This is a genomic window from Pseudomonas sp. DWP3-1-3b3 (genome assembly GCF_049896305.1).
GTDB classification, from domain to species: domain Bacteria; phylum Pseudomonadota; class Gammaproteobacteria; order Pseudomonadales; family Pseudomonadaceae; genus Aquipseudomonas; species Aquipseudomonas azotoformans_A.
Genome location: NZ_JAFCUA010000011.1, coordinates 103,472 through 116,779, shown reverse-complemented (window position 1 = coordinate 116,779; position 13,308 = coordinate 103,472). Strand labels below are relative to the sequence as shown.

The 13,308-nt window shown below is 58.0% G+C and carries 13 protein-coding genes; all 13 read left to right on the top strand.

All coding sequences use genetic code 11. The features are described from left to right. Window positions 1-182: 182 nt before the first annotated feature. The 13 genes from ACP7BX_RS26520 (at window position 183) to ACP7BX_RS26460 (ending at window position 13,168) form a co-directional block, all read left to right on the top strand. The gene (locus ACP7BX_RS26520) at window positions 183-887 is read left to right on the top strand and encodes an HAD family hydrolase (RefSeq protein WP_426127412.1); all 705 of its coding nucleotides are present in this window, start codon (window positions 183-185) and stop codon (window positions 885-887) included. 17 nt (window positions 888-904) lie between these two features. Further along, the gene (locus tag ACP7BX_RS26515) at window positions 905-2,128 is read left to right on the top strand and encodes a transaldolase family protein (protein ID WP_426127414.1); all 1,224 of its coding nucleotides are present in this window, start codon (window positions 905-907) and stop codon (window positions 2,126-2,128) included. Further along, window positions 2,125-2,853, top strand: coding sequence for a sulfotransferase family protein (locus ACP7BX_RS26510; RefSeq protein WP_426127416.1), 729 nt, complete (start codon window positions 2,125-2,127; stop codon window positions 2,851-2,853). The genes ACP7BX_RS26515 and ACP7BX_RS26510 overlap by 4 nt, the downstream gene beginning before the upstream one ends. Window positions 2,854-2,863: 10 nt before the next feature. Then, window positions 2,864-3,589 (top strand): SDR family NAD(P)-dependent oxidoreductase, encoded by a 726-nt coding sequence (locus tag ACP7BX_RS26505; RefSeq protein ID WP_426127418.1) that lies wholly within the window; start codon window positions 2,864-2,866, stop codon window positions 3,587-3,589. Further along, the gene (locus ACP7BX_RS26500; protein WP_426127420.1) at window positions 3,586-4,722 is read left to right on the top strand and encodes a hypothetical protein; all 1,137 of its coding nucleotides are present in this window, start codon (window positions 3,586-3,588) and stop codon (window positions 4,720-4,722) included. Before ACP7BX_RS26505 ends, ACP7BX_RS26500 begins: the two co-directional genes overlap by 4 nt. Window positions 4,723-4,729: 7 nt before the next feature. Beyond that, entirely contained in the window at window positions 4,730-5,500 is a 771-nt protein-coding gene (locus tag ACP7BX_RS26495; protein ID WP_426127422.1) for a class I SAM-dependent methyltransferase, read from the top strand. Window positions 5,501-5,510: 10 nt separating this feature from the next. Next, the gene (locus ACP7BX_RS26490; RefSeq protein WP_426127424.1) at window positions 5,511-6,740 is read left to right on the top strand and encodes an MFS transporter; all 1,230 of its coding nucleotides are present in this window, start codon (window positions 5,511-5,513) and stop codon (window positions 6,738-6,740) included. Further along, window positions 6,737-7,339, top strand: coding sequence for an adenylyl-sulfate kinase (gene cysC / locus ACP7BX_RS26485; protein WP_426127426.1), 603 nt, complete (start codon window positions 6,737-6,739; stop codon window positions 7,337-7,339). The genes ACP7BX_RS26490 and cysC overlap by 4 nt, the downstream gene beginning before the upstream one ends. 96 nt (window positions 7,340-7,435) lie before the next feature. After that, on the top strand, window positions 7,436-8,080 hold the full coding sequence (locus ACP7BX_RS26480; protein ID WP_426127428.1) for a CGNR zinc finger domain-containing protein: 645 nt from the start codon (window positions 7,436-7,438) through the stop codon (window positions 8,078-8,080). Window positions 8,081-8,163: 83 nt separating this feature from the next. Further along, entirely contained in the window at window positions 8,164-8,664 is a 501-nt protein-coding gene (locus ACP7BX_RS26475; RefSeq protein ID WP_033899716.1) for a sigma-70 family RNA polymerase sigma factor, read from the top strand. A gap of 26 nt (window positions 8,665-8,690) precedes the next feature. Continuing rightward, entirely contained in the window at window positions 8,691-9,644 is a 954-nt protein-coding gene (locus ACP7BX_RS26470) for a FecR family protein (RefSeq protein ID WP_426127431.1), read from the top strand. A 97-nt stretch (window positions 9,645-9,741) separates the two neighbouring features. After that, a complete protein-coding gene (locus ACP7BX_RS26465) occupies window positions 9,742-12,147 on the top strand; it encodes a TonB-dependent siderophore receptor (protein ID WP_426127433.1) in 2,406 nt (801 codons plus the stop codon). 244 nt (window positions 12,148-12,391) lie between these two features. Further along, on the top strand, window positions 12,392-13,168 hold the full coding sequence (locus tag ACP7BX_RS26460; protein ID WP_426127435.1) for a hypothetical protein: 777 nt from the start codon (window positions 12,392-12,394) through the stop codon (window positions 13,166-13,168). Window positions 13,169-13,308 lie beyond the last annotated feature (140 nt).

Below are 13,308 nucleotides of genomic sequence, written 5' to 3'. Positions count from 1 at the left end.
ATTTAGCGACTACAACCATGGTGAAAAATGGAATAACAGAACTATAAAAAATAACCATAAGATACTAAAAAACCGCTCAAAAGCGTTTGACAGGCTTTTTCGCCGCGTGTCTTATAGGCACACATCAACCCGCTCCGTTGGTAGTTCGGAAGTCATCGCGGGGCCACCTATAAGAGATTTCTATGTGCCTTTCGGCCGATATAGGGGAACTACCAGTTCAGGTAAAAGCAGCGGCCTTAGTTGGCGTGCCTAAGTTAGTTATCTTCGATTGCGACGGTGTTCTGGTCCAAAGTGAAGAAATAACCCTGTCTGTATTGATCTCCATGCTTAATGCCCTGGCTCAGGGCGACACGCTGCTTGATGTCACACGTTTTATCGAACACTTTCGTGGGCGCAAGATTGCTGAGTGTTTGCGCGAGGCTGAGCAATTATTAAATGTCAGTGTGGACGACGCGTTTGAACAGCGTTTTCGTGAGCGGGCGCTGCACGCACTGACACTCAGTTTAAAAGCCACGGATGGAATGCTGGACGTCCTGGAAAAGTTGGACGTGCCTTATTGCGTTGCTTCGAGTGCGCCACGTAACAAGATAGAGCACTGCTTGCGCCTGGCGGGATTGTTTTCTTATTTCGAAGGGCGAATATTCAGTTGTTATGAATTGGGTCGTTGGAAACCTGATCCCTTGGTGTTCCTGACGGCCTGCCGGACTTACAGCATTGATGTGAGTGATGCGCTGGTGGTGGAAGACAGTGTGACGGGTATCCAGGCTGCGGTAGCGGCCAATATAAAAGTGTTGGGCTTTGGTCCTGCGCATCGGCACTCGCAGTTGGCCGCGGCAGGGGCATTGCCGATTGCCGACATACGCGAAGTATTGACCATTTTTAATTGACTCAGGGAGGAGGCGTCGTGAACACACTTGGTTACCTGGAACGGCTCAAACGCAACGATCAATCTTCGCAAGTGTGGTGGGATTCATCGCCTGCCGTATACCTGCCGTATAAACAACACCTACTGGAAAAGTACCCGGCGGCCGCGACCTATATACAAACGTTGATGCCGGATGAGTTCTCCCAGCCCTGGGGCTTGTGCAGTGCGACCACCAACCCTCGGTTGGTGACGGCCGTCATCCTCGAAAAGCGCGAGTATTGGTCTTCACGTTTCAACCTGGCCAAGCTGTCTCCCAATGAGTTGCGCAAGCAGCTGTACAACGAAGTCATCGTCGAAGGGGCTGCCACGCTCAAGTCGCGGTGGGTTCAATCGGCACAGGCTGAAGGTTGGATTTCTGCCCAGGTTGACCCGGTGGACGTGCGTTGCACCGAGCGTATGACCACCCGAGGGTTGGAACTGCAGCGCCTGGCGCCGAACGTGATGGTCAAGGTGCCGGGCAGCCTGGAAGGGCTGGACACCGTCGAGCAACTGGTGGCTCAGGGCGCCTCGATCAATATCACTTTTTGCTTCACGGTTGCCCAGTTCCAGGCCGGTATCCAGGCCATCGAGCGTGGCAGGGCGACGGCGCGCAGCAACGGTATCGACACCTGCCGCTGCAAGTACGTGATCACTTTCATGATTGGGCGTTTCGCCTGCCAGCCCGAGTTCACCCTGCAGGCTGCCGAGCGTGGCCTGACCTTGAGCGCCGAGGAACTGCGCTGGGCCGAGTTGATGATTTACGAGCAGATCCAGACGCTGGTGGCGGCCTCGACCGTGCCGATCAAAACCCTGCTTTCCAGCATAAAGGTCGATGTGGACGAACGTGGCAACAAGCATTGCTGGCACTTGGAAAAGACCGGGCAAACCGCGACCTGCTACACACTGACGCCGGACGTAGTGGAGTTCCTGATTGAGCGCGAAAGCCACGGCAAACCGGTCGTACCCGCGCAGGAACCCCAGAAACCCCCGGCCTCGACCTTCGCGAAGCTGATCCGTATCCCGTATTTCTACGAAGCCTACTTTGTCGATAGCATCGAACCGTACGACTTCGGCAACCACGAAGCCTTTATCAACGCCTGCAATGAAGCCAACAGCGCGCACCGGCGTCTGGCGGATTACTGCGTTCGGCTCTGCCCCGTGACGACACCGTTCAAGCGCGCATTCAACGCATTGCTCGCCGCTGAATTTGGGGTGATCGCATGAACCGGATGATCGGGTTGTGGGCGCACCCACGTTCGCGCTCCACAGTGCTCGAACGCGTGTTTATCGAGCGGGGCGATTTCGAGGTCTTCCATGAACCTTTTGCGCACATGGCGTTTTCCGAGGACTCGGCGATTCCTTCGGATGAGTGGGATCACAGTTTGCCCACGACTTACCCAGGCATAAAAGAGCATCTACTGAGTGCCCGTGAGCGTGCGAACGTCTTCCATAAAGACATGTGTTATCACTGTTTGGATGACTTGAAAGTTGATGTTGGTTTTCTCGCGCAACAGGACAATATCTTTCTGATTCGTGAACCTGCCAGCAGTATTATTTCCCATCATCGGGTGCATCCCGATATGCCCTTGCAGGCCATTGGGCATAAAGCACTGTATGACATATTTTGTGTGGTCACCAAACTGACCGGCAAAGTGCCCTATGTGATCAATGCGGATGATCTGGCCGCAGAACCAGAACGAGTGATCCGTAAACTCTGTGATCATTTGAATATAGAGTTTCTGCCACACGCCATGACATGGAAACGTGAGTGTCCCCAACAATGGAAAACGTGGCGTAGTTGGCATGTCGACGCGGAAAACAGTGAGCGGATTGTTTCTCCAGAGAATCCGCACGTTGATATCAAGCTATTTGATCAATATCCGAATTTAAAGGCGATGTACGAATATCACCGTACGTATTACGCGCGCATGAATGAATTTTGCCAATAGGGATTGTTGTATGAAAAAGTTGATTGTTACCGGAGCGGCCAACGGAATTGGCCGGGCTACTGTGGAACTGGCGATTCAACAGGGTTATTTCGTTATCGGTGCGGACAAGGATGCCGAGGGTTTGAAAAAGCTGCAAGGTGTCTATGGCGCTGACGTGTTTGAAGCGCATATTGCTGACTTTTCGGACATGGCCGTTATCAAGGGCTTTATTCCAAAACTGTATGAGCGGCATCCAAGTATTTACGGTTTGGTCAACAACGCCGGTATTTATCACGGTAAAAGTGTCTACGCCTACTCCGATGAGCAGATAGACGAGATCCTCACCGTCAACCTCAAGGCGCTGGTCTACCTCTCCAAAGACTTTGCCGAACGGGAGATGAAGCACGAAGCCCCGCGCAGCATCGTCAACATCGCTTCATTGGCCGGTGAAGTGGGCAGCTGCGACGCACTCTACGGCGCCACCAAGGCAGCGGTGATCGGCCTGACCAAGGCCAACGCCTGGAACTTCGCGCCGTTCGTGCGGGTGAACGTGGTGTCCCCGGCGCTGATCCATGACACCGCGATCTACGGCACCATCCCCGAATACCGACGCGCCGAGTACGCCCGCCAGGAAGTCCTCAAGGACCCGATCCTGCCCAGTGACGTGGCCGAAGTCATCTTGCTGCTGGTGGGTGATGCGATGCGTCACATCACCGGCCGTGTGATTCCGGTCGACAACGGGGCCTACCCACGATGAGCCTTCCGGTGCGCAAGAAAAAGCTGCTGCTGGTCGGCGCCGGCAACCTATGCCTGCAGATCCTGAAGATTCTGGGGCCGAAAAACGCGTTCGACTTTGTGGTGTTGGGGCGCAATGAAGAAGCCACGATCCGCTTGTGCAACCTGGTGACGTTGTCGTGTGCGCAGTTGGGCCAGTTTATCGACATCAAGCCCGTGGTTGCCGACCTGACGGATATCGGCAGGGTCACGCAGCTGCTGCGTGAAGAAGCCCCGGATATGCTGGTGAACTGCGCATCGCTGCAGTCATGGCGGGTGATCACCGGGCTGCCCAAGCTGTCGTTCGAAAAGCTCGACCAGGCCCAGTTCGGCCCCTGGCTGCCCATGCACCTGACGTTGATGCATTGCCTGATGCAGGCGGTGAAAGCCTCCGGCATCACCACTAAAACCGTGAATGCGGCGTTCCCGGATGCGGTCAACCCGATCTTGGCGCGCATTGGCCTGGCGCCGGACATCGGCGTGGGTAATGTGGCCAACCTGATTCCAGCGGTGCGTTTATCCATCGCACGGTTGCTCGAATGTGCGCCTGCGGATGTGCAAGTGCAGCTGTATGCCCAGCATTACTTCAGCCACTACGTGCCGCGCGGTGGGTTGCCGCCGCGTGCCAATTACCGCCTGTTGTATGAGGTGCGTGACCGACCAGAGGTGACGCGCCTGCCGGCCGAGGCGATTTTCTCGACGGTGAAATCCGAGTTCCGTCGCCTGGGCGGAGTGGATGGGCAGTTCCTCACCGCGTGCTCTGCCGTCACGGTCATCGAAGGGCTGTTCTCGCTGGTGCCGGTCCTGGTGCATGCGCCGGGGCCTCTAGGGCTTCCGGGCGGGTATCCGGTGCGGCTGCACGATGGTCAGATCCAGGTGCAGTTCTCCGACGCCTGCCCGCAGGACGAAGCGGTGCGGATCAACAGCATCTGCCAGAGCCAGGATGGCATCGACGAAATCCATTGTGATGGTTCGGTGACTTACAACCCGCAGTGCATGGCTGTCATGCAATCGATGCTGGGGTATTCCAGGAACACCATGTCCATCGAGCAGTCCGCCGAGTTTGCCCGCGAGCTGGCGAGCAAGTACCTGTCCTTCAAGAATTCAACCTGGTAGGTGTGTGATGAATCAGATATCGGGGCGCAAGCACAACGAAGTCGCCAGTTATGCCAAGCAGTACTCGAAGGATTTCGTCGAGCGTTGGGATGAATTGATCGATTGGGAAAAACGCAAAGCGGGGGAGGACGGGTTCTTCGAAAACCTGCTGCGCAGCCACGGCATGCGGTCGGTGATCGACGTGTCGACGGGCAGCGGCTTCCATGCCGTCCAACTCAAGCAGGCGGGCTTCGAGGTGGTGGCCACGGACGGCAGCAGTACCATGCTGACCAAGGCGCGGGCGAACTTTCGTAAGCATGGCTTGGACATTCAGTCCCATTACCGCGACTGGCACTCACTTGATCCCCAAGAGCTTGGCCAGTTCGATGCCGTGGTCTGCCTGGGCAGTTCGTTGTGCCATGTCTTCGCCGCTCATGATCGGTTGCGGGTACTGGCGAAGTTCAGGGCCTTGCTCAAGCCGGGCGGCTTGCTGATCGTGGACCAACGCAATTTTTTCGCCATTCGTGCCGGCAACTACAAGGCCAGCGGCAATTACTATTACTGCGGTACGAATGCTTCGGTCAGCCTGGGAGAGGTCGATGAGCACCTGTGTGAGTTCATCTATTCCTTTGATGACGCGGAACAATACCGGCTGCAGGTGTATCCCCTGTTGCCGGGCGAGTTGAAGGAGGAAGTGCTCAAGTCCGGGTTTACCGACCATGAGAGTTACGGCGACTTCGAACGTGACTACGACATGATGGATTGCGACTTCGTCATCCACACCGCGCGCGCCGAATAAGGAGGGTTTGATGAGTACACTCGTACAGAGCAATGCCCGGCCACTGGACAGCGTCGTGCTGGCGGTGGTCCTCACCGGGTTCGTGGCCAGCACCTATGGCTTTGGCGTCTACCTGTTCGCCAACTTGGTGGTGGACATGCGCCGCGACATCGGTTTTGACTACACCACGGTGGGCTTGATCACTGGCGGCGCGCAGATTGGCTTCCTGCTGTTTTCATCGGTGACCAGCTATATCAGCCGGTTTTTCGAAGGGTGGAAAATCAGCCTGGTATCGACGGTGATGACGTCCCTGGCGCTGCTGGGGTTGAGTGTCAGCAACAGCATCTGGTTGTCGGGCGCGCTGTTGATCCTACTCGGTGGCTGTTCCGCCTCGGTGTACATCCCGTTGGCAGAGATCGTCACCAAGGGCTTCAGCCCAGGCAATCGCTCGCGGGTCATGGGGCTGATTTCCAGTGGCACCAGCTACGGCGTTTTCATCAACGGTTTGCTGGTGTCCTTCCTGACACTGAATGGCGGCTGGCGCTCGATCTGGCTCACCGCCGGCCTGGTCTCGGTGGCCTTGTGTGTGGTGGCCTGGTTTCTGTTGCGTAACTTCGCTGCGAGCCAAGACACCGGGTTTTCCGGGGAGCGCGCCACCGCGTTCGACAGCCGCCAGCCCTGGCTCAGCCGCTCGTTGTACCTGACCTGGGCCATCGCTTTTCTCAATGGCATGGCGTTGCTGCCGTTCCAGACGTACCTGGCGCCGTTCCTGCGTGATGAGTTGGGTGTGTCGGTACAGGACGCCGGGTTTATCTGGACCACCATCGGCGCGGTGGGCATGGCGTCGGGCTTCCTGGTGGGGTGGATTGCCGACAAGGTCGGGGTGCGCGCGTCGCTGGCGATGTGTTTCCTGAGCGCGGGCTTGGCCGCCACCCTGGTATTCAGTTTCAACAGCCTGCCCTTGTTCTACCTGGCGGCGTTTCTGTTTGCGTTGGCGTTTTATCCCATCTTCGGACTGGTGCCCAGTTACATCGGGCAAATCGTCCCGGTCAGTCGGCTGACCCAGGCCTTTGGCATTGCCAACGTGTTGATCGGCTTGGGCGGCGTGTGCGGCAATTTCCTGGGCGGATTTTCCAAGGACCTGACCGGGTCGTTCTCGACCGTCTACTGGGTGGTGGCGCTGTTGTTGTTCGTGCAATGCGTGATGGTGTTCCTGTTGGGCAAACAGCCTGTTTCGGTCAAGGAGGGTGAACAGTCATGAGTTATTTTCCAGACACGCCGCACCGGAACCTGCACGCGTTTGCGTTCAGTCACCGCTCTGGCATGAAACATAACCCCGTGGTCATCTGGATGACCGGCCTCTCCGCGTCCGGCAAGTCGACCATTGCCGATGCGTTGGACAATGCCCTGCAGGAACAGGGCCGGATCACCGCCATTATCGACGGCGACTCGGTGCGTGGCGGGCTGTGCCGAGACCTGGGTTTTACCGACAGCGACCGTGACGAGAATATCCGCCGGGTCGCCGAAGTGGCGCGGTTGATGCTGGAGGCGGGGCTGATCGTGATCGTGGCGTTGATTTCTCCCTCGTCGGCCAGCCGGCACTACGCGCGCTCGATCATCGGCAATGAGTTTTTTGTCGAAGTGCATGTGGACGCGCTGTTGGAAACCGCCGAACAACGTGACCCCAAGGGCCTGTATAAAAAAGCCCGCGCCGGGTTGATCAAGCACTTTACCGGTATCGACTCCCACTACGATGTCCCGGTGTTTCCGGAGGTGCACTTGGATACCCAGGCGCTTTCCGTGGAACAGTCGGTCGCGACGATTCTTGACTGGGTGGCGCACAACGACGAGCGCACTTAGCCGTCTGTCTTTGCGCGGGGATGACAATGTCTGCAACTCGAAAAAACAGGGTAATCTGCGCCATCGCAGGGAGAACGCGTTTTTTCAGGAGCAGGCATGACACATTTTACGGGCACTGCAAAATCGATCCGCCTGATTGGTGGGGCCCGGGTATTGGACTTCATCAATACCACCAACGGCCGTCGTCCTGGCACTTCGCTCAAGGTCATAGAGGAGCGGCTCACCAGCTTTCAGTTCTTCTTCGAATGGGCATTGCATGCGTCGTTGATCTCGGCCCGAGAGTTCGACGACTACAAACCGATGGTGTTTGCCTCCTCCATGGTTTACCAGCCGGACCTGGACGCGATCATTGCGTTCAGGGAATGCCTGTACGCGGTGTTCTATCCGTTGTCGTTACAGGGTGCCGCGCCCGATGAGGCTTTGCAGCAAATCAACCACGTGTTCCAGCAAGGCGTTGCCTGGCGGGTGCTGCGTTCCGTGGAGGGCAAGCCTGCCTGGGCGTGGAAGCCCTGCACCACGGCGCAGGAGCTGACGGCTATGGTGCTCGGGCGCTTGGCCATCGAGGCTACGCAGTTACTGGTGTCCGGTGATCTGCACGCATTGCGCATTTGCGGCGCCGCTGACTGCGATTGGGTGTTCTTCGACATCTCCAAGAACAAGCAGCGCAAATGGTGCCAGATGAGCGTGTGCGGCAGCCGCGAAAAACTCAGCCGTCTCAAGCAGGTGGGCAGCACGCATTAGTTTCCAGGTGTACGACGGGTAGCAATTGCTCCACTTAATAGGAAGCATTACTATTCACGCCCCGCCTCCCCAGTGCACCCGCGATGATCCCTCAGCCGCCCCGCAGAACAGGCTTTTTCGAACATTACGAAGAGTTGATCGGAACCTGGACGCGTCGCCTGAGAAACCGTCAGCAGGCCGAAGACCTGGCGCATGACACCTTTGTGCGGGTGCTGGAGTCGAAATCCGATCAGGTGGAGCAACCGCGCGCCTACCTGCATCAGACCGCGCGCAATATCGCAGTGGATGCCTATCGACGCGAAGACCGCCGTGAGGCCATCACGCTGGAAGCCTTTGATCAGCGTTCGCCCCACAGTGGCGACCCGGAGCATTTCATGCACGCGATCCAGTTGGCAGACTCCATCGAGCGGGCCTTGGCCGAGCTGCCGCTCAACTGTCGCAAGATTTTCATCTGGCAGAAAATCGAGGGGCTCACCCAGCAGGAAATCGCCGAACGCCTGGGGCTGTCTAAAAACATGGTGGAAAAGTATATGATCCGCACCCTGCGGCATCTGCGCGACCGCCTGGACGCGATGGCGCCATGAATGCCCGCTTTGAAACAGGATCTTCCATGATGGATAACCGTGCCCGAGACGAAGCCGCGCAATGGTTTGTGCGCCTGCAAGACGCCGAGTTGAGCGCTGCCGAGCGCCAACGCTTTGATGCATGGTGCAACGAGCATCCCGATCATCAATACGAATTTGATGTGCTGCAAGGCCTGTGGAGTGCCACCGACTTGCTGCCCAAGGCGCGCTTGCAGGCGTTATGCGAGGCCCCGATGGAACGGCCCAAGCGCCGCGCCGTGTTGCGTTACGCGGTGGCCGCCAGTGTGGTCGCCGTCGCGTTGGGCTTGGGCCTGTTCAGCGGGCTCGATCATCCAAAACCCTACAGTGCCGAGTTCAGTACGCGCCTGGGTGAACATCGCCAGGTGGCCTTGCCCGACGGTTCGGTGATGGACCTCAACAGCCGCAGCGTGGTTGCGGTGCATTATGAAAAGGGCCGGCGCGGCGTGGAACTCAAGCAGGGCGAGGCAATGTTCAGCGTCGAGCATGACACCAGCCGGCCGTTCGTCGTGGCCGCCGGGGCAGGGCAGGTGACGGTGACCGGCACGCGCTTTGATGTGCGTCGTGATGACGACCAGACTCGTGTGATGGTCGAGGCCGGCACTGTGAAAGTGCAAGGGCATTCACCGGACAAGGTGGTCACGCTGACGGCGGGCCTGGGGACCCACGTCGACAACAAAGGATCGGTGGCTGGTGCCTACGCGGTGAACACTGAGGAATTGACCGCCTGGCGCACGGGCAAGCTGGTCTTCAACAACGCTTCGCTGGGTGAAGTGGCGCGGGAAGTTTCGCGTTATCGCGAGCAACCGCTGCGGGTCAGTACGCCCGCGGTGGGCAACCTGCGCCTGACCAGCGTGTTCAAGGCCAATGACACCGACGCCTTGCTCAAGGCCTTGCCGCACATCCTGCCGGTAGCCTTGCGCACCTTGCCGGACGGCAGCCAGGAAATAATTTCACGCTGACATTCAGGTTTTTTTCGAGTTCTTCGTCTTCTCCTGCAACTGCAACTGGTTTGCATTAACAGCCGCATACTCTTGCGATCACAGGACTAGGTTCGACGTGAAAAAACTTGCCGTTAACAACAATAAAATCTCCCGCTGGGCGCCGCTGGCCCTGGCGCTCGCGGTCAGTGCCGCGCTCCCTGCGGCTTACGCCGCCGACGCCATTCACATCCAGGCCCAGCCCTTGGGCGCGGCGCTGAGCCAATTGGGCCAGCAAACTTCCCTGCAAGTGTTCTTCAGCTCCGAGTTGGTCGCGGGCAAGCAGGCACCAGCGGTAGACGGCAATCTTTCCCCAGAACAAGCCTTGCGCCAATTGCTGCAAGGCAGCGGCCTGGACTACCAGATCGACGCAGGCTCCGTGACCCTGCGCCCGCTGAACAGCGGCACCGGTGAAGCCGGCTCGCCCCTGGAACTGGGCGCCACCGATATCAAGGTGGTCGGCGACTGGCTTGGCGATGCCAACGCTGAAGTGGTGCAGAACCATCCCGGCGCACGCACGGTGATCCGTCGCGAAGCCATGGTGGAGCAAGGCGCAATGAACGTTGGCGACGTACTGCGTCGCGTGCCTGGCGTGCAGGTGCAGGAATCCAACGGCACTGGCGGCAGTGATATTTCCCTCAACGTCGGCGTACGTGGCCTGACGTCGCGCCTGTCGCCACGTTCTACCGTGCTGATCGACGGCGTGCCGGCTGCGTTTGCGCCTTATGGCCAGCCGCAACTGTCGATGGCACCGATTTCCGCCGGCAACCTGGACAGCATCGACGTGGTGCGCGGTGCCGGTTCCGTGCGTTATGGGCCACAAAACGTCGGCGGCGTGATCAACTTCGTGACCCGTGCCATCCCCGAGAAATTCTCCGGCGAAGTCGGCACCACCCTGCAAACCTCCGCCCACGGCGGCTGGAAGCACGTGGACAACGCCTTTATCGGCGGCACCGCCGACAATGGCATCGGCGCCGCTTTGCTGTACTCCGGGGTCAATGGCAACGGTTACCGCAACAGCAACAATTCCAACGACATCGACGACGTGATCTTCAAGACCCATTGGGCGCCGACCGATCAAGACGACTTCTCGCTGAACTTCCACTACTACGACGCCAGCGCCGACATGCCCGGCGGCCTGACCCAGAAGCAGTTCGATGCCAACCCGTACCAATCGGTGCGTGACTGGGACAATTTCAGCGGACGCCGCAAGGACGTGTCCTTCAAGTACATCCGCCAGATCGACGACCGCACCCAGGCCGAAGTGCTGACTTATTACTCCGACAGCTTCCGCGGCAGCAACATCGCCAACCGCGACCTCAAGACGATCGGCTCCTATCCGCGTACCTACTACACCTTTGGCATCGAGCCACGGGTGTCCCATGTGTTTGACGTAGGCCCGAGCACCCAGGAAGTCAGCCTGGGCTATCGCTACCTCAAGGAAGGCATGCATGAGCAGGCCACCAGCCTGAACCTGGTCAACAATGTGCCGACGCCGGGTGGGCAGAGCGATGGTCACGTCTACCAGGACCGCACCGGGGGTACCGAGGCCAACGCGTTCTATATCGATAACAAGGTCGATATCGGCAAGTGGACCATCACGCCGGGCATCCGCTTCGAAGACATCCGTACTGAATGGCACGATCGCCCGGTGGTTGCCTTGAACGGCACGCGTACCCAGGAAAAACGCCGCGAAGTCCACAACAACGAACCACTGCCGGCCCTGAGCGTGATGTACCACGTCTCCGACGCCTGGAAACTGTTCGCCAACTACGAGACGTCGTTTGGCAGCCTGCAATATTTCCAACTGGGCCAGGGCGGCACCGGCGACCAGACCGCGAATGGTCTGAACCCCGAAAAGGCCAAGACCTACGAGGTGGGTACGCGCTACAACGACAATGTGTGGGGTGGCGAACTGACGTTCTTCTACATCGACTTCTCGGATGAGCTGCAATACGTCAGCAACGATGTGGGCTGGACCAACCTCGGTGCGACCAAGCACACCGGCATCGAAGCGTCCGCCCACTATGACCTGTCGAACCTGGACCCGCGCCTGGACGGCCTGACCGCCAATGCCGGCTTCACCTACACCAAGGCCACCTCGGAAGGCGACGTACCGTTCAAGGGCCGTGACCTGCCGCTGTACTCCCGTGAAGTGGCCACCTTGGGCCTGCGCTATGACGTCAACCGTTGGACCCACAACCTGGATGTGTACGCTCAGTCGGGCCAGCGTGCGCCAGGCACGACCAGCACCTACGTCACCCAGGGCACGGCTGACGGTCAGTACGGTGATATCCCCGGTTATGTCTCGGTCAACGTGCGCAGTGGTTATGACTTTGGCGAACAGTTGTCCAACCTGAAATTGGGTGTGGGCGTGAAAAACGTCTTCGACCAGCAGCACTACACCCGTTCCAGTGACAACAATGCCGGGCTGTACCTGGGCGAACCTCGTACGTTCTTCGTACAGGCCAGCGTCGGGTTCTGATTGAAATATTGCCGCTCTTCCTGCTAAGGGAGAGCGGCACTGCCTGCCGATAGAGTGGCTTGTCTCTCACTCGATCAGATGTTCTTCCTACTTCGATTCTGGATACTTTCAAGGGTCTCAGGAACCGGTTCCCACAGTTCTGCCACACAGGATATGCCTGTCTTTACTATTTTCCTTGATGACTTAATTGAGCGGCTGGGGACAGTGAGGTCGGGCGTCTGAATACACCGAACTGGAGAAAAAAATGTCGGTATCAGCATACAATCAGAGCGTCGCACTTTCCGTCGATAACGCCTCTCCCGCAGATCCAAAGTCCAGTGCCGGGCGGTCGGGTGCCACGGTAAGCACACAGGTCACCGTAGGCGTGAATTTCGCTGCGCAGCAAAGTTATCACGGCCCAGTATTCGGTGGCCCGCCGCCACGTCCGTTGCCAATCGGCCTGCGTCCGAATCCCGGCCCGCCGCCACGTCCGAGCCCCTCGTTGCCGTATTTCAGGCAAGACAACGATCAACTGGCTGGGGCACTTTTCAATAAGTATGACGCGTTGGAAAAGCGCTTGTATTCATCAGGAGGGGTCACGGCCAGTAATATAGAAAACATGGCCAAGGGATTCCCGTTTCGGGACGATGTCCGATTGGCGAAGGAAATCGTGAAACGCCCCGGGTTGTTGGATGCGCTCCGTAGAAATGCCGGCACTGGGGATCTGGATAATCGTATATCCAAAGACGATTTAGTTAACTTTATGCAATCCAAAAACCCTTTGAAAATCAGCAGCGATAGAAGCCTCATACAAGAAATGGTGAGGGAATTCCCTAAGTTGACGGGCAGCGACCCAAACAGCATATCTTTCTGGGAGCTCAGAAGTCGTTCGAATCAGCCATTGACAGGCATATCGAGTACCGACCGTCTCATCCAGCTTTCGCAAGAGGTCATGGCTCGTTCAAGTCTTAAATCGTCGATGGACAGTATTGTTCGCAACGAAAAGATCTCCCTTTGGGAGTTGAAATCCCTGCTCAGCTAATCCCGCAACCGCCCCATGCCATGCACTACGTGGCACGGGGCGGAATGCGCCGCTGGAACTGTTTACGAAGATCTACCACAAAGACAATATCCACCGGCCATTGAATGCCGATGGGGGCCTTCATCTACCGGATTAGGTCT